Annotated in this window: 15 protein-coding genes and 1 pseudogene; 2 read left to right on the top strand and 14 right to left on the bottom strand. The window is 68.0% G+C overall.

The window, feature by feature from the left end; genetic code table 11:
* Positions 1–421 precede the first annotated feature (421 nt).
* Together ABID97_RS24615 and ABID97_RS24620 are read right to left on the bottom strand one after the other, a co-directional pair.
* A complete protein-coding gene (locus ABID97_RS24615; RefSeq protein WP_354401421.1) occupies positions 422–1,519 on the bottom strand; it encodes an extracellular catalytic domain type 1 short-chain-length polyhydroxyalkanoate depolymerase in 1,098 nt (365 codons plus the stop codon).
* 28 nt (positions 1,520–1,547) lie between these two features.
* A complete protein-coding gene (locus tag ABID97_RS24620) occupies positions 1,548–1,904 on the bottom strand; it encodes a ribbon-helix-helix domain-containing protein (protein WP_354401851.1) in 357 nt (118 codons plus the stop codon).
* Positions 1,905–2,109: 205 nt separating this feature from the next.
* On the opposite strand from ABID97_RS24620, the gene ABID97_RS24625 reads away from it, so the two are divergent.
* Positions 2,110–3,231 (top strand): ATP-binding protein, encoded by a 1,122-nt coding sequence (locus tag ABID97_RS24625; RefSeq protein WP_354401422.1) that lies wholly within the window; start codon positions 2,110–2,112, stop codon positions 3,229–3,231.
* A 38-nt stretch (positions 3,232–3,269) separates the two neighbouring features.
* Here the strand turns inward: ABID97_RS24625 and ABID97_RS24630 are convergent, their stop codons facing one another.
* The 10 genes from ABID97_RS24630 to ABID97_RS24675 form a co-directional block, all read right to left on the bottom strand.
* Complete coding sequence (locus ABID97_RS24630) at positions 3,270–3,890, bottom strand: class I SAM-dependent methyltransferase (protein ID WP_354401423.1); 621 nt, start codon at positions 3,888–3,890, stop codon at positions 3,270–3,272.
* A 132-nt stretch (positions 3,891–4,022) separates the two neighbouring features.
* Positions 4,023–4,235: a hypothetical protein gene (locus ABID97_RS24635; RefSeq protein WP_354401424.1), complete on the bottom strand. Its 213-nt coding sequence runs from the start codon at positions 4,233–4,235 to the stop codon at positions 4,023–4,025.
* A 184-nt stretch (positions 4,236–4,419) separates the two neighbouring features.
* Positions 4,420–5,004: an OmpA family protein gene (locus ABID97_RS24640; protein WP_354401425.1), complete on the bottom strand. Its 585-nt coding sequence runs from the start codon at positions 5,002–5,004 to the stop codon at positions 4,420–4,422.
* A gap of 35 nt (positions 5,005–5,039) precedes the next feature.
* Complete coding sequence (locus ABID97_RS24645; protein WP_354401426.1) at positions 5,040–10,274, bottom strand: autotransporter outer membrane beta-barrel domain-containing protein; 5,235 nt, start codon at positions 10,272–10,274, stop codon at positions 5,040–5,042.
* Between the two features lie 575 nt (positions 10,275–10,849).
* Positions 10,850–11,596 carry a lysophospholipid acyltransferase family protein gene (locus tag ABID97_RS24650; RefSeq protein ID WP_354401428.1) on the bottom strand — a complete coding sequence of 249 codons (747 nt, stop codon included), beginning with the start codon at positions 11,594–11,596 and terminating at the stop codon, positions 10,850–10,852.
* A gap of 23 nt (positions 11,597–11,619) precedes the next feature.
* Complete coding sequence (locus ABID97_RS24655; RefSeq protein ID WP_354401430.1) at positions 11,620–12,906, bottom strand: dihydroorotase; 1,287 nt, start codon at positions 12,904–12,906, stop codon at positions 11,620–11,622.
* On the bottom strand, positions 12,903–13,865 hold the full coding sequence (locus ABID97_RS24660) for an aspartate carbamoyltransferase catalytic subunit (RefSeq protein WP_354401432.1): 963 nt from the start codon (positions 13,863–13,865) through the stop codon (positions 12,903–12,905). Before ABID97_RS24660 ends, ABID97_RS24655 begins: the two co-directional genes overlap by 4 nt.
* Entirely contained in the window at positions 13,865–14,362 is a 498-nt protein-coding gene (gene pyrR / locus ABID97_RS24665; RefSeq protein WP_354401433.1) for a bifunctional pyr operon transcriptional regulator/uracil phosphoribosyltransferase PyrR, read from the bottom strand. The genes ABID97_RS24660 and pyrR overlap by 1 nt, the downstream gene beginning before the upstream one ends.
* Positions 14,359–14,805 carry a Holliday junction resolvase RuvX gene (gene ruvX, locus ABID97_RS24670; protein WP_354401435.1) on the bottom strand — a complete coding sequence of 149 codons (447 nt, stop codon included), beginning with the start codon at positions 14,803–14,805 and terminating at the stop codon, positions 14,359–14,361. The genes pyrR and ruvX overlap by 4 nt, the downstream gene beginning before the upstream one ends.
* Before the next feature lie 11 nt (positions 14,806–14,816).
* A complete protein-coding gene (locus tag ABID97_RS24675) occupies positions 14,817–15,416 on the bottom strand; it encodes a YqgE/AlgH family protein (protein ID WP_354401437.1) in 600 nt (199 codons plus the stop codon).
* Here ABID97_RS24675 and ABID97_RS24680 point away from each other — a divergent pair, their 5' ends adjacent.
* Entirely contained in the window at positions 15,417–16,916 is a 1,500-nt protein-coding gene (locus ABID97_RS24680; protein ID WP_354401439.1) for a cryptochrome/photolyase family protein, read from the top strand. It begins immediately after the preceding gene.
* Between the two features lie 51 nt (positions 16,917–16,967).
* Here the strand turns inward: ABID97_RS24680 and ABID97_RS24685 are convergent.
* A pseudogene (locus ABID97_RS24685) lies at positions 16,968–23,013 on the bottom strand (hybrid sensor histidine kinase/response regulator).
* A gap of 28 nt (positions 23,014–23,041) precedes the next feature.
* Positions 23,042–25,357, bottom strand: coding sequence for a methyl-accepting chemotaxis protein (locus tag ABID97_RS24690; protein WP_354401441.1), 2,316 nt, complete (start codon positions 25,355–25,357; stop codon positions 23,042–23,044).
* Between the last annotated feature and the right edge of the window lie 20 nt (positions 25,358–25,377).

Genomic DNA, 25,377 nt, shown 5'->3' on the forward strand with positions numbered 1-25,377 from the left:
TTGTCGGTATTTTGGTCGGTACTTTACGAATCAGTAATCCGAAAACCAAGCATTCACGCGGCTTTCTGGACGATTTTCTATTCCTGTCGAAGCACCAGCAAGCTCACATGCCGTCGATCTCCTTCAAGGCGATCGTCGCTTCGAGCCACCTGCAAATGGACTTCGCTCCAAATAGCGCTCCCACAGATACAACCCCGGCAAGGCAAGCAAATGCGCTACCGCAGTGAGCATGCCCGCGCTGAACAAGGCAATCGCCACCAAAGGGCTCACCGCGACTCCCAATATTGTTCTGAGCATGTTGGTGCTTAAAAGACGGAATGCTCTGGCTAGGGCGGTCGATGCCAGGTAGGAATTTGCCTCGAAGTCTTCGAAGAAAAATCAAGGCCGGCGGCAAGGCAACTTGCTGCTGTCCAGGCGCTGGCTATGCAGGCTGCCCGCCCTCGCGCTTCTCGCCCAACCGATGCCCAAGAAAGAACCGCAGCATCTCCCGGCTCGCGTCCACGCCTTCGGGCTGCGTATAACTGCCGTTCGCACTTCCACCCGACCACGCATGGCCCGTGCCGTGGAGACGCCAATGCTCGGAATCTCCGCAGGCCTTCGACGCGGGATAGAGCGTTCGCGTGAAGCGCCGGCCTGAGGGCGACTGGCCTTCCTTGACTTCGCCCGGGGTCGCCCCCGCGAGGATGGCGAGCCCGTTGCTGGCATGAACGGTGGTGTCCGCGTCGCCATGAAAAACGATGGTCGGTGGCCGCGTTGCGGTTGTACTGGCCGAGGCCCGCGCCGGGCCTGTTCGCATCGCGCTCAGCGCCGATGTCACGTCCTGCGCGGCACCGTGTGGAAGACCTGAATGCACGCCCACGGCGGCGAAGACATCGGGATAGCAATGGCCCAGGACATCGGCCATTGCGCCGCCTGCGGACAGGCCCGCCACGTAGACCCTGCGAGGGTCTGCGTGCTGCTGCTGCGTGATGTGTTGGGTCAGCGCAGCCAACAGCGCGGGTTCGCCGCGGCCGCGTTGCTGGTGCTGGGACTTGAACCAGTTCCAGCACTTCTGCCCATTGGCCCTTTGCGCCTGTTCGGGATAGAGCACCATCGCGCCGCAGGCACGTGCGTGCTCGTTCATGCGCGTGCCGGCCGCGAAGTCGGCCGCGTTCTGGGTGCACCCGTGAAGCATCACGACCAGCGGCTGCGGCGTCTCGCGCTGCTCCGCGGCTGGCCCGGGGACGAAAAGCATGTAGTCGATGGTGCGGCCCTGGTGCGAAAAGGTGCCCCTCGCCCATTGTTCGGTGCGCTCTGCCGGCCGGGGCGACTGCTTCGGGCGCTCCACGTCGATCACCCGGGCTTCGACCTCGATGATGTCCGCGTCGGCCTTGGGCGGGTTCGGTCCTTCGGGCGCCGGGGGCTGCGGCGCTGCACCGCTGCGCAGTGCGCGCTGAATGGCCTCGGTGGCTTCGGCCAGGCGCCCGTGGCGCGTGAGATGGGCGGCCTTGTCCATCAGGCCTGCGAAAAGTGGATTCATGGTGGGGTCCGGAAAATTGGTTGAAAACCTAGCGGATGCGCCCTGCCAGCGCCGCCTTGACGGCGGGCGAGGCGTGAAGCGCACCGAGCACGGTCAGCGAATCGATGGTCGCGCTGGCGAGCGCGGGACTGACAGCCGGATCGATGACCGCAAGGCCAAGCACCCGGATCTGCAGCTTCTCGCCGGCGGCGCGGGCGGCCTCGAGGTCTGCGACCGAAAAACTCTGCAGGCCCAGCACCAGCATCTTGCGTGTCACGGCCTGGCGCAGCACGTCGGCATGGGTCGACAGATGGGTTCGGATGGCCGTGCGAATGAAGTCCGTGCGGTTCGAATAGAAGCCCTCCGCCACGAGCAGGTCGATGTTGCCCAGGTCGACGAAGCCCATGTTGATGGTGATCTTCTCGGACTCCGGGCGCCTTGGCGGGTGGCGGTGCAATGGCGATTTTGGATGGCATAGGACATCCTACCACCATCCATATGGATGGTGTCGATCTCCAAAACCCGTCGCTCTCTCTCTGTCCAAGCCCAAGCACCACGTGTCCGAGACGGCCCGCCTGTGGGAGCTCTCCTACAAAGCGCATACTCGCCCGATGCGCCTCAGCCAATTCATCAAAGACAACATCGAACTGATCTTGGTGGAGTGGGAGATGTTCGCGCGCACCATGATTCCCCCCGCGGAGACGATGTCGGTTGCCGAACTGCGCGATCACGCGCATGAGATCCTCCTGGCGATCGCCGGGGAGATGGAATCGAGCCAGTCCGAAGAAGAGCGCGAGGCAAAGTCCAAGGGCCTTGCCGAGCCGGGCATCAAGGCGACGTTTGCCGCCGTTCATGGAACATTGCGCCAGCGCGTCGGCTTTGACCTGAGTCAACTCGGTGCCGAGTACCGCGCCCTGCGTGCGTCGGTGCTGCGCCTGTGGATGACCCATGTCGGCACGGTCGACGCGGCGGTGCTCGAAGAAGTCGTCCGGTTCAATGAAGGGATCGACCAAGGCCTTGCCGAAGCCATGCTCACCTACTCGGAACACATGGCCAGCTCACGGGACACCTTTCTTGCGGTGCTTGGGCACGATCTTCGCAGCCCGCTGGGCGCGCTCAACTCCTGCGTGCATCTGCTGGGCCACGTTGTCGATGGCAAGCCCAATGAACGCGCGCTACGTATCGCCAAGCAGAGCATCGCGTCGATCAGCGAGATGATCACCGATCTGCTCGAATACACCCGCACCCGGCTCGGGCGCGGGATCGAGGTCACGCCACAGCATGGCGATTTCAGCCTGTTGTGCGAACACGCCTTCGATCAGGTCTGCGCCGCCTACCCATTGCGCAAACTGGAGGCCGACATTGCGCCTGCGGTGGCACTGGACATGGACGCAGCGCGCATGCGCCAGGTTCTGAGCAATCTTCTGAACAACGCCGTGCAGCACGGTGACCCCGCCTTTCCGGTGATGCTGGCGGTTCATGTCCAGGGGCAGGATGCGATCCTGACTGTCAAGAACCGTGGCACGCCGATTCCGGCCGACTCGATGCAGGTGATCTTCAACCCGCTCGTGCAGGTGGTGTCCAAGGAATCAGAGCCCCACGAGCGCCCTGCCACGAGCCTGGGCTTGGGCTTGTTCATCGCCCGGGAAATCGTGAAAGGCCACGGCGGCACGATCACCGTGTCGTCCTCGGCGGAGGAAGGAACGTCCTTCGTGGTGCGACTGCCGCGCTGAAGAATGGTGCGGTCGATTGCGAGTGACGGGAGAAGCTTTCAATCCCCCAGGCCTCGCGACGCGGGATCGTCGTCATTCCGGTCGCCGTGCTTTTTCATTGCAAGCTGATAGAGCGGCTGGCCCGGAATGATTTCGAGGCGGTCTCTGTAGATGGTGGTGAATGCATCGACGGCGATCTTTGGCGAACCGAGTGTCAGCTCGTGTCCCTTGCCGGCGCCGCCCAGATAGTCGTCGCAGATCAGGAGACCGCCGGGCTTGAGCACGCGAAACGCGAGGATCAGGTCTTCGAGCACGTCGGCCGCGCGATGGGAGCCGTCCACATAGACGAAATCGACCTTGCGGCCACTCACGACAAAGTGAGAAAGAAAGTCGAACGAGTAGCCCCGATGGACCTCCACCTTGCTTCCGTGCTCCGAGTCGACGACGTTCTGCTTGAAGCGGGACCAATAGCTGTCGGGGGCCTCGGCATCCGCGAAAACGTCGACGCAGAACAGCTTGCTTTCTGGGTGAGCGAGCGCGTTCTCAAGAAGCCAAACGGACGAGCGCCCTTCATACGAACCGATTTCGATTGCGGTCCGGGGGCTCTCCTGCCATCGATGAAAGAAGCCCGTCCAGGCCGGAATATTTCCACTGAACCAATCGCTACTGAAATTCGGCACGCAGGCTCCTTCGCAAGTTCAGGCGAGTGTAGAGCCGCGAATCAGGGGCGCGACCAGGTGGCCGCGCCGAGCCTGCGGCTGAGACTTGACTGAATGCGATGGAGGGGCCCGAAGACGAAGCGCCGGCAGTTCTCAACTCCCCGGCGCAGCCTGCCCCTGCAAATCTTGCGGCGCGGCCTGCTGCTGTTGGGCTTGCACGGGGCCGACGATGGCGATGGGTGCGGGGCCTTTGCGGCCGACGGCTCTCACGAGGTGTCTGGGCAGATGATGGGTTTTTCGCAGGAGCTCCAGGGCCTCGCTGCGCGCTGGTTCGGACGCCGGTAGAAACATCTGCAATACGCTCATGATGTCATCCCGAGAAGCCAGAAAAAGGGAGTGCGCGCGAGGCTCCATGGGTGGAAGGAGCCTTGGCGCTGGAGCGACCTCTGGCGCGGCCGGAGGCAGATTATGGGCGCCCAAAGCCGGTGCGGGTGGGCAGCCCCTCCGTAAGTAGTGTTGCTGAGTGCTTAGGGCCTATAAGCCCTCTCTGCTACTGGCCTGGCGCCTGCCCCAGGATATCCACCACCACCCTGCGGTCCGGCTGCAGGCAGGCCACCAGCGCGGGCGATCTTGCGGTGCCCTTGCAGCCGGTGGTCACCGGCTCGCGCTCGCCCATGGAGCGCACCTGCATCGGCATCGCGAGACCTGCGCCCTGCAGGTAATCGCGCACGGTCGCCGCGCGGCGCAGCGCCAGCTGCTCGTTGTAGGCGGCGCTGCCCAGCCGGTCGGCATGGCCGGTGATCACGAGGCTCTGCACCTCGACGCCCTCGGCGCGCAGCTGCTGCGCCAGCCGGTCCAGCTCGATGCGGCCCCGGGGCAGGATGTCCGCCGGGCCCGAGCGGTCGAAGGCGAACAGCGCATCGGCGCTGAGCGTGACGCGCCGGGGGGCGGGCCGGGGCACGGGCTGTGGCGGCACGGGCTTGGGCGCCTGCGTGACCACCGGCGCGGGCCGGCAGTCCTGCGCCTGGCACCAGCTGTAGCGCTCGTCGTGCAGGCTGGAGCAGCCCGCCAGGAGAAGAAGGACCAGGGCGGTGGCCGTGGTGGCTGTCGTGGAGTTGAATGCTGCTGTGTTCATGGTGATGTCGATGTGTGTTTCTTCCAGCCGGCCGCTTACCAGGACACCCGCACGCCGGCCTGTCCCGCGAAGCCGTCGCGCCCGCCGCCGCCCAGCGCGCGCTGGTACTGCAGTCCGCCGTAGAGGTAAGTGGACTTGGACAAGGGCAGCTGCGCGCCCAGGCCCAGCTCGGCCCAGGTCTTCTTGCCCCACTGCTCGCGCACTTGGGTGCCGCCCACGGTCACGGTCTCGGGATCGAGGAACTCGTGGACCAGGTTGGCCGTGACGTAGAAGGTGTTGGTGCGCGTGAGCTTGTCGGCGCGCTCGGCCTTGTCGTTCCAGGCCAGGCGTGCCCCGAGGCGCGCGCGCAGGCTCTGGCTGGTGAAGCCGTCCACGGCCGAGACGCGGTCGGCAAAGCCGCGGTAGCGCGTGGCCTGGTAGGTCAGCTGGGCCTGCGGCTCGATGAGCCACTGGCTGTCGCCGATCTGCCAGGGGCGACCGACCTCCGCGCTCAGGCCCAGGCCGGCGCCGCGCTGGGTGGCCTTGTCGGCGTACTTGTCGGTGTACTGGTTGCGCGCCAGGTGCAGCTGGCCGACCAGGTCCAGGTAGCTGCCGTTGTCGGCGTAGCGCGTGTGGTAGGCGCCCAGGGTGAGCATCTCGGCCTTCATGCGGCCGGTGTAGGCGCCCATGCCGGCGGCCTCGCGGCGGCGGTCGCTGAACTCGGCGCCGGCGTTGCCGTAGCCCAGGCTCAGGCCGGTGTGGCTGCGCGACTTGTCGCCGGCCTCGGGGCTGTAGCGCACCATCAGGTCCTTGCCGACCTGGAAGAATTTCTGGTTCTGCGCAAAGCCGAACTGGTTCTGGCCATCGACGTTCAGGCGGCTGGCCTGCACGCGGCCCCAGGCCTGGTCGCCGGGGGCGGCATCGCCGCAGCCGCAGTGGTCCCACTTGAGGCTCTGCTGCTCGCCCACGCGCTTGTGCAGGCTGCCCAGCAGGCTCAGGCCGAGCTCGGTGCTGGCCATGGGGCCCATGGCGTAGCCGGCGACCGCGGGGCGCAGCACCTCGGGCGGGCGCACGGGAATGGGCGCAGGCGCAGGCACGGGGGCGGCGGCAGGGGCCGGTGCCGGTGCTGGCGCAGGGCTCGCGCCGGGGGCCGGTGCGGGTGCCGGCGCAGGGGCCGGTGCAGGAGCCGGGGCCGGTGCAGGCACCGGCGTGTTGTAGGTGCTGCTCAGATAGAAGCTGTTGGCATCGCCATCGGTGCGCCCGCCGCGGTGCAGGCCGTACTCGTAGGCGCCGGCCTGCACGGGGGCGGCCAGGGTGAAGTTGCCGTCGCTGGAGCTGCCGCTGACCTGCACCACCTGGATGCCGTTGACGGTGGCTGCGCCGGCGCCGCCCACGTTGGTGACGAACACGCGGGTGGTGCCGCTGGTGTTGCCGTTGACCACGAGCTTGTCGGTGGCGCTGGCATCGCCGCCCAGCGAGGTGTTCAGCCGCACGATGCCGTTGGTGCCGGCGTAGTTGCCGTACAGGCTCAGCACGTTGCCGGGGGTGGCGGTGCGCAGGTCGATCTGGCCGGCGTTGTGCACGTCGCCATTGATCGTGAAGGCCGGCTGGCCCATGAAGACGCTGGCGGTGGGCTGGATCACGAGGCCCATGGGGTTGCCGCTCGCGTCCACGCCGGCGCCCACGGTGAGGGGGTTGCCGGCCAGGGTGAGGCGGGTGTCGTCCAGGACGAGGGTCTCCCAGTTGCGCAGGGTGTCGCCGCCGGCGGTGACGGTGAGGCCCTTGAGGGTGAGGGTGTCGACCCAGCCGTCGGCCGCGGAGACGTCGTCGCCGCCGTCGAGCATCTGGCTGGCGTTGTAGCCGGGGGCGGAGACGAGCGCGGTGTCGGAGCCGTTCTGGCCGTAGAAGCCGCCCGCGAGGGTGCCGCCGGTCCAGGTGAAGCGGTCGTTGCCGTCGCTGGCGCTGGCGAGCTTGTCGTCGCCGAAGATGCTGCCGGTGTAGCTGCCGCCGGTGAGGCTGAAGCTGTCGTGGCCCAGGCCCAGGATGGCGTCGCCGGTGACGGTGCCGGCGGTGGTGACGGTGGCGTTGCCGCCGAGGGTGTCGGTGCCGGTACGCGCAGGGTCGCCGTCGCGGATGGCAATGCCCGAGTAGGCGCCGTCGACGGTGGCGGCGGCGCCGATATCGATGGTGCCGCCGCCAGCCGCTGCGGTGTGGATGCCGGCGGCCAGGCCAGCGCCGCTCTTGACGCTGCCGCCGGTGAGGCTGACCTGGTAGGTGCCTCCGGCGCTCGAAGCCAGCAGGCCGTCGGAATTGACGGCGACGGCTTCCACTGTGCCGGCGCTCATCTGCACCAGGGCCACGCCGGTGCCGGCGGTGATGCTCGCCACGCCCGTGGAAGCGTCGCCCGATGTGGTGACAGTGCCGCCGCTCACGGTGGCGGTGGCGGTCGCGGTGCTGGCGGCGTTGTCGATCTGCGAGAGCACGCCGTAGCTTCGGACGTTGTTGGTAGCGATGTCGCCGCCCGCCAGGGTGGCGTTGGAAGCGCCCAGGCCCTGGTTCAGGCTGTAGAGGCCGAAGGAGTCGGCGCGAAGTGTCGTCAGGGCGCCGCCGCTCATGCTGGCCGTCGCGGCCGCCGTGCTGGCCGTGTTGGCGACCTGCGCGACGACGCCGTGGGAACCGTCGCCGCTCGTGGTCACGACACCTGTGCCGGACAAGGCCGCATTGGCTGCGCCCAGTCCTTCGTTCAGGCTGTAGAGGCCGTAGGCACCGGCGCCCAAGGTCGTGATATCTCCGCCGTCCAGGGTGGCGGTGGTGGCCGCGGCGCTGGCGGGATTGCTGACGCGCGCGAAGAGGCCCATGGCCGAGTCGCCCTGCGTCGTGACGGTGCCGCCGCTCATGGCGGCGCTCGCCACGCCCACGCCTTGGTTGAGGGCATAAATGCCGTGGCTGGCGAGTCCGCCGGTAGAGATCGTTCCGCCGCTCATGGCCGCGCTCGCCTCGCCCAGGCCCTGGTTGAGGGCATAAACGCCATGGCTGGCCGACCCGCCGGTAGAGATCGCTCCGTCGATGTTGCTGGCCGTCGCGGTTCCGCTGCTGGCCGCATTGCCGACCTGCGCCACCAGCGCGCTGCTGGAGGCACCCGACGTGGTGATGCCGCCGGTCGAGGTTGCCACCGCATTGCCCAGGCCATTGTTCAGGCTGTACATGCCCAGCGCGTTGTCGGCGGTCGTGGTGATCGTGCCGACATTGCCGACCTGGGTGTTGGTGGTGGTGACCGCGGCGGTGCTCGACGGGTTGCTGATCACGCCCCGCACACCGGTGGCGTATTGCCCCGTGGTCGAGATGGTCCCGCCTTCGTTCAGGATGCTCACCGCGCCCAGGCCGTTGGTGCTGCCGAGAACGCCATGGCTGAAGTCCCCGCCGGCCGACACGCTGGCGCCGCTCACCACAACGTCCACCGTGCCCGATCCGCCGGTGTTGTTCGACGTGGCAGAAACGCCCACCGCGCTGGCAGTGGTCACGCTGGATACGCCCGAGACGGTGACCTGGACATCGCCCAAGCCGTAGTTTTGCGCGACGAGGCCGCTGCTGCCCGTGCCCGTAGTGGTGACCTGGCCGGCCGTCATCGTGAGGGTGGCATCCGCCGCGCTTTTCGCGTTGTTGATCGTGGCATATGCACCATAGGCGCTCGAGCCCACGGTGTCGATCTTTCCAGCGGTGACCTGGACGTCGGCATTGCCCAGGCCGCTGTTGATGGCCGAGACGCCGAATGACGACGGACCGGAGGTGCTGATGGCAACGCCCGACATGAGGGCGGTGGCGGCCGATGGGCTGGCCACGTTGGAAACCTCGGCCCTGACGGCATCGCTGCTGGCGCCCGTCGTCGTGACCGAGCCGTCCGTCAGGCTCGCATTGGCTGCGCCCAGGCCTCGGTTGAGGGCAAAGACCCCATGGCTTGTCGCGCCGGCCGTGTTGATGACGCTGATGTTGGTGGCTGTCGCCGTGCCGGGGCTGGTGGCATTGGCCACCTGTGCGACGAGCGCGCTGCTGGTATTGCCTGTGGTGGTGATGCTTGCGTTGGAGGTTGCCACGGCATCGCCGAGGCCCCGGTTCAGGCTCAACACACCCGGGGCGTTGGTCCCGGCCGTCGTGATGCTTCCGTTGTCGGCAGCGGCGGAAACAGTGGCGGTGCTCGCAGGGTTGTTGATGAGGCCGTAGAGCCCCACGGCGCTGCTGCCGGTGGTATTGATGCTTCCGACGCTCACGGCACTGACCGTGCCCAGTCCGTCGGACACGGCCTGCAAGCCGTAGCTGTTGTTTCCGGACGTTGTCACGTGGCCATCGGTATAGACGCTCACCGAGCCGGTTCCGGAAGGATTGGCGCCGAAAGCCACGATGCCCGGGGAGCCCAGGCCGGTCGTTTTGATATCGGCCAGACCAGCTCCTGAAAAGTAGACCTCGGTGCTGCCGAGCCCCAGGTTGTGAGCATAGAGGCCGTAGCTGCCATCGCCCGCGGTGTTGAAACCACCGCCCCTGTTCACCGTGATCGCGGAATTGGCCGTGCTGCCGGTATTGGTCACGGCGGCATACGCGCCGTGCGCCGCTGTGCCTGTCGTGGTGACATCCGCGAAGGTCGTATTGATGTCGGCATTGCCCAGGCCTTCGTTGATGGCCCTGATGCCCACGGCATTCTGTCCGGAGGTGTTGATGACAACTCCGCCCTCCTGCAACAGGACCGTGGCCGAACCGGTACCCACCGGGTTGCTGACGCGGCTGTAGATGCCGGCGGCGTCCGATCCGTTGGTGGTGACCGTGCGAGGAAGCGTTTCAAGGCCCGTGATCACGGCGGCATCGCCTGCGGTGCCCGCACTGTTCACATAGATGCCGTGGTTCCCGGCGCCGGTCGCCGTGACGCCGTTGAACCGGTTGCCATTCACGGTCAGGTTGTTGGCGTTGGTGCCCGACGACTGCAGCTGAATGGCCGGCGCCGCAACAGGTCCGGCGCTGTTCGATTCGAGGGTCAGCGTCAGGCCGTCGGAGTTGATGTAGCTGATACCGCCAGGAAAGCTCGCGCCGGCGCCGCAAGTGACGGTGTCCGCCCCCGCCGCGTCCACCCCGCACTCATTGGCCGCCCACGCGAACGGTGAACCCCCCAATGCCGCCGTGGCCACCAGCGCGGCAACCAGCGTGGCGCCCGACGAAGACTTCTTGCCCCGGGCCGTGCTGAGTTCGCTTGTTGCAACCCAGGCACCCAACGCCTCGTTGTAGACACTTCGATAGGATGTGTTCATCGCCTTGACTCTCTTCAGAAAAAGTGGGGGCCAAGGCGATGCGCTTCGGAGAGCGTTCCGCCTGTTCATGGCCATGGGGGGTGCTGGCTGTTGCAGCACGCGGCGGAGGTTATGGGCGGGGCCGCGATTGGCGAAGGCAGTAGTTCACGCATGTTTTCCCGCGTATTGCCCGGCAACTGGCAGGCAAGCGGAAGCGTGCAAAAAATCGGGGTTCGGGTTTACCCAGGCGATCGTCTGGTGACAGCCCGCCGGCGCCTGGCGGCTGGACAACTAGGGGCGGACTGTAGGCACCCGCCCACGCGCATGGACTGGTTTCTCCCGCACGCGGCGGCCGCGCGCGTGTCCAAGGTAGGGGCCTATCTACTCAACGGAGACGCGGATCATGAAAAGCATCATTCTCTGGCTCTGCGGAGTGCCGCTGGTGGTGATCATCGGCCTGAAGATCTTCGGCATTCTTTGAAGAACGAGAAGAAAAAACCAGTCCCGGTTTCCTCCTCACGGCGCATTCGTGCGTCGTTAAGCGCTCCTTCGGGAGCGCTTTTTTTTGGGCGCGCCGGGGCTGTGGGCGGGGCGGCTCAGTGCGTCTGGCGGCGCAGCTGCTGCACGTCTTCGCGCAGCGACTGGGCCCAGGCGCGGCGCTCGCGGCCGAGCGAGGATTGCGGCTCGCCGAAGCGCACGATGGCCAGGAGCGGCGGCGCGCGCAGCGTGTTCCACAGCGAGGTGAGCAGGTTGTCGTCGTCGATGTAGCGCGGCGCCTGGCTGGTCTCGCGGGTGGCCGCGTCGGCAAAGCGCAGCGCGGCGGGCAGCACCGGCGCGCCGGATGAGATGGCGGCCTGCAAGAGGTTGGCATGGAAGGGCAGCAGGCCCTGGCCGTCGCTGGTGGTGCCTTCGGGGAACACGCCGATGCGGTCGCCGGCCTGCAGCGCCGCGGTCATGTGGTGCACCACGCGCATGGCGTCGCGCCGGCGCTCGCGCTCGATGTAGAGCGAGCCCGCGCCGGTGGACAGCGTGCCGATGAGCGGCCAGTGCTTCACGCCCGACTTGGAGACAAAGCGCACGTGGCACGCGGCATGAATGGCGCTGATGTCGAGCCACGAGAGGTGATTGCAGATGAGCAGAACCGGCCCCTCGCCCGGCGGCGTGCCCTGCACCTCGAGCCTCACGCCCATGATCTCGATCAGGCGGCGCGACCACTGCTGCACGCGCAGGTTGCGCTCTGGCGGGGTCATGCGCGGAAAGGCGAAGCGGATGGTCCACCAGCCGCCGAGCGCGTGTGCCGCCGCATGCAGCAGGCGCCAGCAGGCCTTCAGTGAATGGACCATCGGGATGCGGGCCCTCTTTGCAATCATCCGTGGACTACACGGCCGCCGACGAGGGTGTGACGCGCGCGCCCCTGCAGCGGGTAGCCCGCGAACGGCGTGTGCTTGCCCTGGCTCTTGAGCGCATCGGGCTGCACCTGCCACTCGATGGCGGGGTCGAAGATGCACAGGTCGGCCACGCCGCCCACGGCGAGCGCGCCGATGCCGGTGGCCGCATCGGCGGCCGTGAGCAGCCGCGCGGGCGCGGAGGTGATGACCTCCAGCGCGCGCGGCAGGCCGGCGCCGCTGCGCTCGCCCCATTTCAGCGCAAGCGGCAGCAGCAGTTCGAGCCCGGTGGCGCCGGGCTCGGCTTCGGCAAAGGGCAGGGTCTTGGCGTCGGCCTCCACGGGGGTGTGGTCGGACACCAGCGCGTCGATGGTGCCGTCGGCCAGCGCGGCCGAGAGCGCATCGCGGTCGCCCTGCTGGCGCAGCGGCGGATTCAGGCGCGCACGGCTGTCGAAAAAGCCGATGTCGGTGTCGGCAAGGTGCAGCGAGTTGATGCTGACGTCGCAGGTGAGCGGCAGGCCCAGGGCCTTGGCCGCGCGCACCAGCGCCACGCCCGCGGCGCTGGAGATGCGGCACAGGTGCACGCGCGCGCCAGTGCTCTTCATGAGCTCGACGATGGTGAAGATGGCGATGGTTTCGGCCGACACCGGCACGCCCGAGAGGCCCAGGCGCGTGGCCAGCGGCCCGCTGGCGGCCACGCCCTTGCCCAGGTCGCGGTCTTGCGGGCGCAGCCACACGGTGTAGCCGAAGGTGCTGGCGTAGAGCAGCGCGCGTTGCAGCACCTGCGTGTCGGCCAGCGGCACGTCGGCCTGGCTGAAGCCGATGCAGCCGGCTTCGGTGAGTTCGGCCATCTCGGTGAGCACGCCGCCGGCCAGGCTGCGCGTGAGCGCGCCGAGCGGGAACAGGCGCGCGCCCTGCAGCTTCTCGGCGCGAAACTTGAGCATCTCGACCAGGCCGGGCTCGTCGAGCACGGGGTCGGTGTCGGGCGGGCACACGAGACTGGTGACGCCGCCCGCAATGGCCGCGGCCATTTCGCTTTCGAGCATGCCTTCGTGCTCGTAGCCGGGTTCGCGCAGGCGCGCCGCCAGGTCGACAAGGCCGGGCGCCACGACGCAGCCGGCGGCATCGATGGTGCGGTCGGCCTCGAAGCCGGCCGGCGCGGCGCCGATGCCGGCGACCTTTCCGTCGGCAATGGCAATGTCGGCTTTCTTGTCGGTGCCGGAGGCGGGGTCGATGACGCGGCCGTTGGTGATCAGTGTTCTGCTCATGCTTCGTTTCCTGCGACGATGCTCATCACGGCCATGCGCACTGCGATGCCGAAGGTGACCTGGGGCAGGATCACGCTCTGCTTGCCGTCGACCACGGCGGAGTCGATCTCGACGCCGCGGTTGATGGGGCCGGGGTGCATGACGATGGCGTCGGGCTTGGCCAGCTGCAGCTTCTCGGGCGTGAGGCCGTAGGTCTTGAAGAACTCCTGCGACGAGGGCAGCAGCGCGCCGCTCATGCGCTCGTTCTGCAGGCGCAGCATGATGATCACGTCGCAGTCCCTGATGCCCTCTTCGAGCGTGTGGCACACGCGCACGCCCATGCCGGCCATGTCGCCGGGCACCAGGGTCTTGGGACCGACCACGCGCACCTCGGCGCAGCCCAGCGTGGTGAGCGCATGGATGTCGGAGCGCGCCACGCGCGAATGCAGCACGTCGCCGACGATGGCCACCGTGAGGTTCGCAAAGTCTTTCTTGTAGTGGCGGATGGTGTACATGTCGAGCAGCCCCTGCGTGGGGTGCGCATGGCGGCCGTCGCCGGCATTCACCACATGCACGTGCGGCGCCACATGCTGCGCGATGAGGTAGGGCGCGCCCGATTCGCTGTGCCGCACCACGAACAGGTCGGCCGCCATCGCGCTCAGGTTGGCGATGGTGTCGAGCAGCGACTCGCCCTTGGTGGCCGAGGAGCGCGCGATGTCCAGGTTGATGACGTCGGCCGACAGGCGCTTGGCCGCGATCTCGAAGGTGGTGCGGGTGCGGGTGCTGTTCTCGAAGAACAGGTTGAACACGCTCTTGCCGCGCAGGAGCGGCACCTTCTTGACCTCGCGGTCGCTCACGCTGGTGAAGTTGGCGGCGGTGTCCAGGATGTGCGTGACGATGTCCCGGGGCAGGCCCTCGATCGACAGCAGGTGGATCAGTTCGCCGTTCTTGTTGAGTTGCGGATTTCGCTTGTAGAGCATCAACGGTTCTCCTCGACCTTGAGGCTGAAGGCGCCGTCGTCTGCACGCGCGAGGGCGAGCAACTGCGTGTCGGGCAGCGTGAGTTTTGCGGCCGCAAAATCGGCCGCCACGGGCAGTTCGCGCCCGCCGCGGTCGACCAGCACGGCCAGCCGCACGCAGGCCGGGCGGCCGAAGTCGAACAGCTCGTTGAGCACCGCGCGGATGGTGCGGCCGGTGTAGAGCACGTCGTCCAGCAGCAGCACGTCGGCGCCGTTCACGTCGAATGGGAGCGAGGTCTGCGCGCTGGCCGACAGGCCGCGGCGCGCGAAGTCGTCGCGGTGCATGGCCGACGAGATGACGGCGGGCGCGCCGGCCAGGCCCAGGTCTTTGTGCATGCGCTCGACCAGCCAGGCACCGCCGGAGGTGATGCCCACCAGCCGGGTCGCGGGGCGCATGAGCGATTTCACGCCCTCGAGCAGCTCCTTGTAGAGCGCTTCGGCATCGGGTATTGGACTCACGGGATGCTCCTCAAGAATTGTTCCAGGATGATGCAGGCGGAGGCGGCATCGGCGTCGCGTGCGCCGGAGGCCAGGGCCTCGGTGGTGCTGTAGCGCTCGTCCACCTCGAACACCTGCAGGTTGAAGCGCCCGCGCAGCTGGCGCGCGAACTTCTGCGCGCGGCGGGTGTTCTCGTGCGGGGCGCCGTCGGGGTGGTACGGCACGCCGACCACCAGCGCGTCGGGCTGCCATTCCTTGATGCGGGCCTCCACCAGCGCAAAGCGCGCATCGCCCTCGGCCTTGATGGTGGCCTGGGGGGTGGCGGTGGCCAGCAGCCGGTTGCCGCTGGCGACGCCGGTGCGCTTCAGGCCGAAATCGAAGGCCAAAAAGCTCTGGAAGTGCGCGGGAACGGCGACAGGAACGGAAACGGAAGAAGAAGCGGAGGGTTCGGGAGCGTCCGGCATGGCGTCGGCCATCACGCGTGCCCCGCTTCCGGCGAGAGTTTCCAGGCTTCCAGGCCCAGCAGCAGCAGCGCCTTGTCGTAGCGCTGCTCGACCGGCGTGTCGAAGATCACGGCCGGGTCGGCGCCCACGGTGAGCCAGCTGTTTTCGGCCAGCTCGGACTCCAGCTGGCCCTCGCCCCAGGCCGAATAGCCCAGCGACACCAGCACCTTGCGCGGCCCCGCGCCGGTGGCCAGGGCCTCCAGCACGTCCTTGGAGGTGGTCATTTCGAGCCCGCCGGGAATGGTCATGGTCGAGGCATAGACCGATTCCTCGGGCTTTTCGGCATGGGAGAACACCGGCTCGTGCAGCACGAAGCCGCGCTCGGTCTGCACCGGGCCGCCCTGGAAGACCGGGGCGTTGCCGAGTTCGGGGCGCACGAGGCGCAGTTCGATCTTCTCGAACAGCTCCTTGAGGTTGATGTCGCTGGGTTTGTTGATCACCAGCCCCAGCGCGCCGCGCTCGCTGTGCTCGCAGAGGTAGACGACGCTGCGGTTGAAAGTTTTATCTTCCATCCCCGGCATCGCAATCAGGAAATGATGCGTGAGGTTCATCGGGGCAGAATCGGCAGCCATATGCCGCCGATTTTACTGGCCGTCGACAAGACCTATCCCAAGGGGCTCATGTGGTTTCGCCGCGACCTGCGCGTGGACGACAACGCGGCGCTCTACCACGCCCTGCGGTCCTGCCGCCAGGTGGTGTGCGTGTTCGTGTTCGACCGGGCCATCCTGGACCCCCTGCCCCGCATCGACCGGCGGGTGGAATTCATCCGCGAATCGCTGGTGGAGCTGGACGCCGGGCTGCAGGAACTCAGCGGCGGGCTGATCGTGCGCCACGCCGCCGCGCTCGACGAGATCCCGGCGCTGGCGCACGAACTGGACGTGCAGGCCGTCTTTGCCAACCGCGACGACGAGCCGGACGCGCTGGCGCGCGATGCCCAGGTGCTCGGCGCCCTGGCCAATGCGGGCGTTACTTTTCATACCTTCAAGGATTCGACCGTCTTCGACCGCGACGAAGTGCTGACCAAGACGGGGCAGCCCTACACGGTGTTCACGCCCTACAAGCGCAGCTGGCTGGCCAAGGTCGACTCCTTTTTCCTGAAGTCCTACCAGGTTCGCACCCATGCCGACGCGCTGGCGCCGCCGCCCGGGGCCTACCGGGCGCCGGTGCCTTCGCTGGAGGAGATCGGCTTCGGGAAAAGCAACCTTTCGGCGCTCGAGATCCCGACCGGCAGCAGCGGCGCCGCGGCGCTGTTCGAAGACTTTTTCCAGCGCATCGACCGCTACGACGCGGCGCGCAATTTTCCGGCGGTGCGGGGGCCGAGCTACCTGGGCGTGCACCTGCGCTTCGGCACGGTGTCGGTGCGGCAGCTGGCAGGCGTGGCGCACCAGCTCTCGCTGCAGGGCGATGCGGGCGCGGCGACCTGGCTCAGCGAGCTGATCTGGCGCGATTTCTACTTCCAGATCCTCGCGCACTTCCCGCACGTGCACTCGGGCGGCGAATCGAAGAGCTTCCGGCCCGAGTACGACAAGATCCAGTGGCACCACGGCAAGCACGCCGACCAGCTGTTCGAGGCCTGGTGCCAGGGCCGCACGGGCTACCCGCTGGTGGACGCGGCCATGCTGCAGATCAACCAGAGCGGCTACATGCACAACCGGCTGCGCATGGTGGTGGCGAGCTTTCTCTGCAAGGACCTGGGGCTGGACTGGCGCCGCGGCGAGCGCTACTTTGCGCTGCACCTGAACGATTTCGAGCTGGCCTCGAACAACGGCGGCTGGCAATGGGCCAGCTCCAGCGGCTGCGACGCGCAGCCCTATTTCCGCATCTTCAACCCGGTGACGCAGAGCGAGCGCTTCGACCCCGAGGGCAAGTTCATCCGGCGCTACCTGCCGCAGCTCGCGGGGCTCTCGAACGCCGCGATCCACGCGCCCTGGATGGCATCGCCGGTGGAACTGGAAGCCGCGGGCATCAAGCTGGGCGAGAACTACCCCCGGCCGGTGGTCGACCATGCCGAGGCGCGCGAGAAAACGCTGCAGCGCTACGGGGTGGCGCGGGCCAAGGCGCTGCAGAAATGACAAAGGGGCCCGAAGGCCCCTTTGTTTTGTTCGGATGAACGCGCTGCCGCGTCAAGCCGCTGCCGCCAGCGCCGGTTCGCTGGTGTAGGCGCGCACCAGGCGCAGCAGTTCGTCTTCCGAGTAAGGCTTGCCGAGGTAATGGTTCACGCCCAGCGTGCGGGCGTACTCGCGATGCTTCTCGGCGATGCGCGAGGTGATCATGATGATCGGCAGGCCCGCCATGGAATCGTCCGCACGGATGTTGCGCGCCAGGTCGAAGCCGTCCATGCGCGGCATCTCGATGTCGGACAGCACCACGGCCGGGCGCTCCTGCTGGAGCCGTTCGAGCGCCTGCAGGCCGTCGGCCGCGAGCGACACGCGGTAGCCTTCGCGCTGCAGCAGGCGCTGCGTGACGCGGCGCACGGTGATGGAGTCGTCGACCACCAGCACCAGCGGCACCTGCGGCACCGGCGGTGCCAGCACCGGCAACGGCTGGTGCGGCGCCGCACCCTCGCCGTCGGCCGAGCCCTGCGCCGGCGCTGCCAGCGCGGCGGCCTGGCGCAGGCGGGCCTGCTCGCCGTGCACGGCGGCCAGCGCCACCGGGTTGTAGATGAGCGCCACCGCGCCCGAAGCCAGCACCGAGATGCCAGCCAGGCCCGGCAGGCGCGCAAGCTGCGGCCCGAGGTTCTTGACCACGACTTCCTGGTTGCCCAGCACTTCGTCCACGTGCAGGCCCACACGCTGTGCCGCGCTTCGCACGATCACGACGGTGTTGTTCTTGCTGGTGGATTGCTCGCTGCGGGCCGAGGCCTGCAGCAGCGCGCCGGCCCAGTAGAACGGCACCTGTTCGCTGCCGAACGGATGGCTGTTGTGCAGGTAGGCGGCTTCGAGCTCGGTGCTGCTCACGCGCTGCACCAGCTCCACCAGGTTGGACGGAACGCCGATCGACACGTCGCCGGCGCGCAGCATCACGACGTGCGTCACCGCGGTGGTGAGCGGCAGCACCAGCTTGAAGGTGGTGCCCTGCCCGGCCTTGCTGTGCGTCTCGATGCGGCCGCCGAGCGCCGCGATCTGCGCGCGCACCACGTCCATGCCGATGCCGCGGCCGGCCAGTTCGGACACTTGCCCGGCGGTCGAGAAGCCGGGCTTGAAGATCAGCTCGGTGGCTTCCTCGGGCGTCAGTTCCTGTCCGGGCGCAAGAAGGCCCAGCGTGCGGGCACGCTCGGCAATGCGCTGCTGGTCGAGGCCGGCGCCGTCGTCGCGGAAGCTCACCGAGACGTCGTTGCCCTCATGGTGCAGGTCGATCACGATCAGGCCGTTGGCGTCCTTGCCGGACTTCTCGCGCACCGCCGGTTCCTCGATGCCGTGCGCCACGCAGTTGCGCAGCAGGTGCTCGAAGGCGGGCGTCATGCGGTCGAGCACGCCGCGGTCCATTTCGATGGAGCCGCCGACGATGTCCAGCCGCACCTGCTTGCCGGTGTCTTTGGACGCCTGGCGCACCACGCGGTAGAGGCGGTCGGAAATGCCCTCGAACTCCACCATGCGCGTGCGCAGCAGGCCGCGCTGCAGTTCGCGCGTCTGGCGCGCCTGCACGTTGAGGTCGTCTTCCGTCGCCTGCACCGTCTTTTGCAGCGTGCGCTGCACGGTGGCCACGTCGTTCACCGACTCGGCCATCATGCGGGTGAGTTCCTGCACGCGGGTGAAGCGGTCGAATTCCAGCGGGTCGAAGCTCTGCTGCGAATCCTTGGCCTGCGCGAGGCGGGACTGCATCTGGCTTTCGGCCTGCACCTCGATGTCGCGCAATTGCTGGCGCAGGCGGTCGAGGTTGCCGGTCAGGTCGGACAACGAAGCTCGCAGCTGGCCGAGTTCGGCTTCGAGGCGCGAGCGCGTGATGATGACCTCGCCGGTCTGCGCGACCAGGCGGTCGAGCAGCTGGGTGCGGATGCGCACGGCCTGGCCCGACACGGCGCGCAGGGGCGTGAGCAGAGCGTGCGTCGGGCGCGGCAGGAGCGACGGCGCGGCGGCCGTTTCGGGCGCGGACGCGGCGCCTTCGCCGTCGTCGGCAGCACCGGCTTCCTCGTCGTTGGCGGACACGCCGGATTCGGCGGGAACCTGCACCAGCTGCACGCCGGGCGACGTGGCGGAGGCCACGGCCACCAGCTGCGCCACTTCGGCCTGGGTGGCGTCGTCGGCAGCGCGCAAGGCGTCGAAGGTGGCTTGCAGCGAATCGAGGCGCGTGAGCAGCTTTTCGATTTCGATCCGGTCGGCGCCGCCCTGGGTGCCCAGGGCCTCGATCTCGGATTCCATGCGGTGCGCGCGCTCGCCAAGGCGCATGGCGCCGGCCAGCCGGGCGCTGCCCTTGAGGGTGTGCAGCGTGCGCAGCACGGAGGCGCGCGGCGCGTTGTCGTCGGGGTGGTGCGCCCACTGGCGCAGTGCCTGGCCCAGCTGGGGCAGCAGCTCCTGCGCTTCTTCCTCGAAGATGGGGAACAGGTCGACGTCGACCGCGTCGGCCATGTCGATGGCGTCATCGGAGTCGTCGAGCGCCACGTCGGCCATGCCGTCGGAAGACACCACGTGCTGCAGCGGACGGGTTTCGACGCGCTCAGCGGTTTCGGCCGGCATGGGGGCGGCGGCAATGTCGCGCAGCGCCTGCAGCGTGCCTTCGGAAGGATCGCGCAGGAAGCCGACGGCAAACTGGTGCAGCAGGCGGCGCAGCTCGTCGGCCGCGGCCACGAGCACCACACCCTGTTCACGCGAGCCGCTGCCCTGCATCTGCAGATGCTGCAGCGCGGCTTCGAGCAGGCGCGCCATGCCCGAGAGGCTGTGGAAGCCGACGGTGGCCGAACTGCCGGCCAGCGAATGGGCGAGCGCGATGGTCGAATCCGGCAGGCGCTCGTGGGATTCGAGCGCCCACTCGCCGACTTCGGTGGCCAGCTGGCGGGACCATTCGTCGGCCTCGTTGAGGTAGACGTTGTAGAGCGCGATGCCGATGCGCAGCGGGCCGATGACCTTGACCTGGTCTTCGGCGCTGGATGCGGCTTCGGTGGTTTCGGCGACGTCGGCGGCTTCGACCACTTCGGCAGCTTCGACCATTTCCGCCACTTCGACGATCGGCTCGGGCTCGGGCTGCGGCGATGCCTCGGCCACGGCAGGCGCTTCTTCGGCGACCGGCTCGGCAGGCGCTTCGGGCTCCAGCAGCAAGGCGGGCACTTCCTCGATGGGTTCGGCCGGCGGCACTTCCGCGGCGACCGGCACGGGCTCTTCGGCCACCACCGGCGCCGGCTCGGGCGTCCAGCCGAGGTCGGGCAGGCCGTCCAGCGAGGGCAACTCGGCCGCAGGCTCGACCATCGGTTCGGCGGCGGCTTCGGCCGGCGTCGATGCGACAGGTTCGGCCTTGGCGGGCACCAGGAAATCGAACTTCTCGCCGGTGTCCCAGTCGGTGTCTTCGGGCGGGAGTGGCTTGGATTCGAAGTCGAGGAAGTCGGTCGACGTGAAGTCGTCGTCTTCGGGCTTGACGGGCTTGGCGGCCTTGTCGTCCGCTTGCGGCGCATCCACGGGCCAATCGAAGGTGGCGGCGGGGGCAGGTGCAGGCGCAGGTGCAGGCAGCGCGGTGCCGAGCGAAAGATCGGGCAGGTCCGGGAGTTCCGGCATGGCGAGGGGCGCCACCACGGGCGGCTCGGCGGCGATGTGGCGCGCGGCCACGGCCAAGGCGTCGGCGTCGGACACGCGCGCCGGCATGGTGGGCACGGGTTCGCCCGCCAGCAGGGCATCGGCCACGCGGCTGAAGTGCGAGGACTGCCAGCCATGCGACGAGCCCGAAGCAATGGCTTCGACCCACTGGCTGAACTCCTGCAGCGCCTTGCGAGTGCCGGTGAGCAGGTCGGGGGTGGCGTCGCGCTGGTCGGCGAGCCAGGTGTTGAGCACCTGCTCGAAGGACCAGGCAGCATCGCCGAAGTCGGTCAGGCCGACCATGCGCGAGCTGCCCTTCAGCGTGTGGAAGGCACGGCGCAGGATGGTGAGCTCTTCGGTGTCGTCCGGATGGCCGCCGAGTTCGTCGATGGCGGCCAGGCCGTTCTGCACCACCTCGCGCGCCTCGTCCAGGAAGATGTTCTGCAGGTCGTCTTCTTCGAGCTCGGTGACCTCGGTGTCGGGCAGTGCCGCCGGGCCGGTGATCTTGTTCGTCCAGCTGTCGGCCTTGCGGCTGAATTCCTCGATGGGCGAGACCTTCGACTTGCGGTTGGGCGTGGCCAGCGCAGCGAGCTTCGACGCGATCTGGGCGTCGACTTCCTCGATGCTGAGCACGGCGTCGCTGCCGGCCGCGGCGCCGGGCGCCACCGCTTCGGCAGCGGCGGTGTCGGCGGGCTGGCGGCCCATCAGCGGCTTGAGTTCGCCGGCTTCTGCGTCGAACACGAACAGGCGCTTGGCGAGCGTGGGCTGGTAGCCCAGCATGTCGATGAGGAAACCCAGCGCGCCGAGGTTGTTGCCGAGCGCGTCGAAGCTCTGCATCTCTTCGATCGGCGATGCGTTGCCCACGAGCATCTGCTCGACGTCGTCGCGCATGCGCTGCACGGTATGGGCGGCCTGCTCCAGGCCGAGCACGGAGAACACGCCGCGCATCTGCAGCAGCTGGGTCGGCACGGTGCGCAGCAGGCCCTTTTCTGCGGGCCGGCGGAAATACTGGTCGAGCGATTTTTCGAGTTCGCTCAGGTGGCTGCGCAGTTCGTCGACCACGGTGCCCATGGTCTGGCGATCGCTGACGCGGCGGTACAGGTCCTCCATCCAGGGCTCGAGCGGCTCCGAATGTCCGCCTTCGCGCACGCGCTCGATGCGGCCTGCCAGCTGGAGGGTGCGGGAGGTGAGCTGCGGATCGCTCGGGTCGAGGTCTTCGAGCGCGGCTTCGAGGTAGAGCACCGAGGTGGCGACTTCCATCGCAAGCTCGGTGTCCGGCGGCTGGCCGGAACGCACGGAGGCATCGACGGCATGCGTCAGGGCCTCGACCATGGGCAGGATGGGCGGATGCAGTTTCTGCAGCGACTCGCCAAGCTGCGCGAAGGTGTCCGCCACCTGGCGGGTGCGGGTGATGTCGCCGCCCGAAAGCGCCGACCACATTTCCTTGGCGGTTTCGATGCGCTTGCGCGCCTGTGCGAGCACCAGCGGATCGAAGCGGCCGAACTGCTCGACGGTGTAGTCGATGCGCTGCTCGTTGGCCACGCCCCACGCAACGCGCACGGTGCGCAGCGTGGCGCCCTCGTCGCCGGAGGCGGCGGGAACGGCCTGCGCGCAGAAGAACAGCAGGTCCTGGCCGAGCCGGTCGGAGACGGTGTTGTCGCCGCGCGCCAGCGTGGCGTATTGCAGCAGCACGCGCGAGGCGGCGCGCTTGACGTAGGAGTCGGCCGGGATCAGCCCGAGCGACAGGGCTTCGAAAAAGCCCGCGGCCAGGGTCCAGAAACTTGCGACGCGGGGCAGCAGCGCACCGCGCCCGAGCCCCAGGCACAGCGCCTGCAGGCGGCGTGCGGCCTGCGGGTCGCCGGTCTTGACCAGCTGAAGCACTTCGCGGTCGAGCCGCGAGCGCACGGCCGGGTCATAGGCCAGCGCGGCCTGGGTCAGTGCGGGACGCAGTTCGACCCAGCGCCAGGCAACGCTCCAGAGATCCGCCGGATGCACGCGCTCGTTGCCGACCAGTTCGAGCACGTCGCGGTACTGCGGAAACAGCGCCACCGACGAGACGGCCTTGCCGGCCAGCAGGGCGCTGAGGAAGTCGACGACGGCGAAGCCGGCGCGCTCGATCTTCAGCACCGCACTGTCGGTGCAGCGCTGCGGTTCGGCAATGAAGCCCTGCACCGCGAACTCGATGGAACCGAGCACCAGCGCCGGCGCGGTGTTGCCCACCATCTGCAGCGCCCCGACGGACTGGTGCAGTTGCTGGCGGGCCATTTGCAGCGGGCCACTCTCGAGTTCCGAGACATTGCCCACGTCGCGCACGAAGCGCCGCAACGACTTGCCCACACTGTCGAGGGATTTCTGGATTTCTCCCCAGCACCCAGGCCAGCGGCCCGAGGTCTTCGGTGGCCGGCACGTTGCCGGCAAGGGGGGCCGTGGCAGGGGTTTGGATCGACACGTTGGATGCTCGCCGTTCTTAACTTTTGTCAGGCAATCTTGAATCGGGCCACCGAGCGGCGCAGTTCTTCCGCCATCTGCGAAAGCTCGCGCACCTGCTGGGCGGTGGTGCGGGTACCTTCACCGGTCTGCTCGGTCACCGCGAAAATGTGCTGGATGTTGGCAGCCACCACGTTGGCCGAATCGGCTTCGCGGGAGGCGGACTGCGAAATCTGCTCGATGAGGTCTGCAAGGCGGCGCGACACGCGGTCGATCTCGGTCAGCGCGGTACCCGCGTTGTCGGACAGCTTGGCCCCTTCGACCACACCCTGCGTGGAGCGCTCCATGGCGCCCACGGCATCCTGGGTGTCGGTCTGAATGGCCTTCACGAGTGCCGAGATCTGGCGCGTGGCGTCTGCCGAGCGTTCAGCCAGCCGCTGCACTTCTTCCGCCACCACCGAGAAGCCGCGACCGGCTTCACCGGCCGATGCGGCCTGGATGGCGGCGTTCAGTGCCAGCACGTTCGTCTGTTCGGTAATGTCCGAGATCAGCTCGGTGATTTCACCGATCTCCTGCGAGGATTCGCCCAGGCGCTTGATGCGCTTGGAGGTTTCCTGGATCTGGTCGCGGATGGAGTTCATGCCGCCGATGGCGTTCTGCACGGCCTGCAGGCCCGAGGACGCGGCTTGCAGCGACTGGCGCGCCACCGTGGCGGACTCTTGCGCTTGCGAGGACACGCCGTTGATTCGCTCGGCCATGGTCAGCACCGACTGGCCGGTTTCGCGAATCTCGCGCAGCTGTTCGGTCGAGGCGGCGAGCAGTTCGGTCGAGGTGCTTTCCACCTGCGACGTGGTCTGCGCCACGCGGGTTGCCGTGTTCTGCACGTTGCCCACCAGCAGGCGCAGTTCTTCCACCGTGTAGTTCACCGAGTCGGCAATGGCGCCGGTGATGTCCTCGGTCACGGTCGCTTCCTGCGTCAGGTCGCCTTCGGCCACTGTCTGCAGTTCGTTCATCAGCCGAAGAATGGCGGCCTGGTTGGCGTTGTTGATGCGGCCGGCTTCGTCGCTGGCCTGTTCGGCCGCGAGACGTTCGCGTTCGGCGACGAGGGCGCGTTCGCGGCCTTCGCGCACCTGCACGAAACCGATGGCGCCGGCCAGGGCCAGGGCGGCCAGCGAGAGCACGAACAGCATCACGATCGTTCCGGCACCCAGGCCGGTGCGTGCGGACAGCTTGTCCTGCAGCTCGCCGAGCGACTTGCGCAGGGGTTCGCTGTCGGTCAGGATGGAAGCCTGCGCCTCACGCGCAGCCACCAGGCCCTGCAGGTTGCCCAGAATGGCGGAGGCTTGCGTGCGCATCTGCTCGTAGGTCTTGAGAATGGCCTCGAGCTGCTGGCGCGTCTGCGGGTCTTTCGAGCCGGGGAAACGCTGCTGCGCATTGCCGTCGAGCAGGCCGCGGGTGGTTTCCTGGAAGGTGTTCAGGTCCTTGCCAAGCAGGAACACGGCGTCGGGGTTCACGCCTTCGACCGTGAAGAATTCGTTGGTCGACTTGCCGATGCGCTGGGTCAGCATCACGAGCTGGCCGGCGGCCGAGATTTCAGGCAGCGTGGCGTTCTGCTGCATCTTGAGCGACGCCACGGTTTCCGTCATTTCGAGCAGAGCGGACGATTGCTGGTTGATGTCGCGCAAGGCGGCACCCACCTGGGTCAGGATCTGGCGCTGGGCCAGCACGGCCTTGGCGCTGGCGTCGGCACGGGCGACCAGCGGGTTGATCTTGGCCATGTCGTCGTCGTACTGGTTGCCCACGCGTTCGAGGCGCAAGGCATCGTCGCCGTTGGTCAAACCCTGCACGCGGCGCGACAGGTCGTCGGCGCTGTCCTTCACTTCGAGGAACGCGGGCGCGCTGCCGACGAGGGCCTGCGAGATCGACTTTGCCAGGCGCTGCGACTGCATCAGCGACTGGCCGGTGGCGGCCACCTGCTGCGCGAGGCGTTCGGCGCGAAGAATGGCGGAGCCGGCCACCAGCAACAGCAGCAGCACCACCAAGGCCAGCATGATCGCCAGGATCCGCTGCTGGCGCGCCGGGCTGGAGCCCGCTCGCCCGGTGGAAGCCTGGGTCTGGACGGCGTCGGCGGATGCGGCATCGGCCTCGTTGGCGGCCTCGCCGACCAGCGGAGCGCCATCGGCAAAGCCGGCGGGCGCGGGCGCGTCGTCCTGTTTTCGGGCCAGCCGGACGGTCTTTTCGTCCGGCACCTGGACCGTGTCGACATCGTCGAGCGACAGGGTGGAACCGGAGCCGTCGACACGGGCCTTGTCGTTGCCGCTGGTCGGGGGCAGTAATTTCTTGAACTTGTCGGCGATCGAGCTCACGGTCGGTCCTTCAGGTGGTT

This window comes from Variovorax sp. OAS795 (assembly GCF_040546685.1).
In the GTDB taxonomy this organism is placed as follows: Bacteria; Pseudomonadota; Gammaproteobacteria; order Burkholderiales; family Burkholderiaceae_C; genus Variovorax.

What these genes read in the sequence shown, in the direction of transcription:
- ABID97_RS24620 (WP_354401851.1), bottom strand. Translation starts at nt 1,904, where the DNA reads ATGGGCTTCGTCGACCTGGGCAACATCGACCTGCTCGTGGCGGAGGGC.
- ABID97_RS24655 (WP_354401430.1), bottom strand. Translation starts at nt 12,906, where the DNA reads ATGAGCAGAACACTGATCACCAACGGCCGCGTCATCGACCCCGCCTCC.
- ABID97_RS24640 (WP_354401425.1), bottom strand. Translation starts at nt 5,004, where the DNA reads ATGAACACAGCAGCATTCAACTCCACGACAGCCACCACGGCCACCGCC.
- ABID97_RS24680 (WP_354401439.1), top strand. Translation starts at nt 15,417, where the DNA reads ATGCCGCCGATTTTACTGGCCGTCGACAAGACCTATCCCAAGGGGCTC.
- ABID97_RS24645 (WP_354401426.1), bottom strand. Translation starts at nt 10,274, where the DNA reads ATGAACACATCCTATCGAAGTGTCTACAACGAGGCGTTGGGTGCCTGG.
- ABID97_RS24625 (WP_354401422.1), top strand. Translation starts at nt 2,110, where the DNA reads ATGCGCCTCAGCCAATTCATCAAAGACAACATCGAACTGATCTTGGTG.
- ABID97_RS24615 (WP_354401421.1), bottom strand. Translation starts at nt 1,519, where the DNA reads ATGAATCCACTTTTCGCAGGCCTGATGGACAAGGCCGCCCATCTCACG.
- ruvX (WP_354401435.1), bottom strand. Translation starts at nt 14,805, where the DNA reads ATGCCGGACGCTCCCGAACCCTCCGCTTCTTCTTCCGTTTCCGTTCCT.
- ABID97_RS24675 (WP_354401437.1), bottom strand. Translation starts at nt 15,416, where the DNA reads ATGGCTGCCGATTCTGCCCCGATGAACCTCACGCATCATTTCCTGATT.
- ABID97_RS24635 (WP_354401424.1), bottom strand. Translation starts at nt 4,235, where the DNA reads ATGAGCGTATTGCAGATGTTTCTACCGGCGTCCGAACCAGCGCGCAGC.
- ABID97_RS24660 (WP_354401432.1), bottom strand. Translation starts at nt 13,865, where the DNA reads ATGCTCTACAAGCGAAATCCGCAACTCAACAAGAACGGCGAACTGATC.
- ABID97_RS24650 (WP_354401428.1), bottom strand. Translation starts at nt 11,596, where the DNA reads ATGGTCCATTCACTGAAGGCCTGCTGGCGCCTGCTGCATGCGGCGGCA.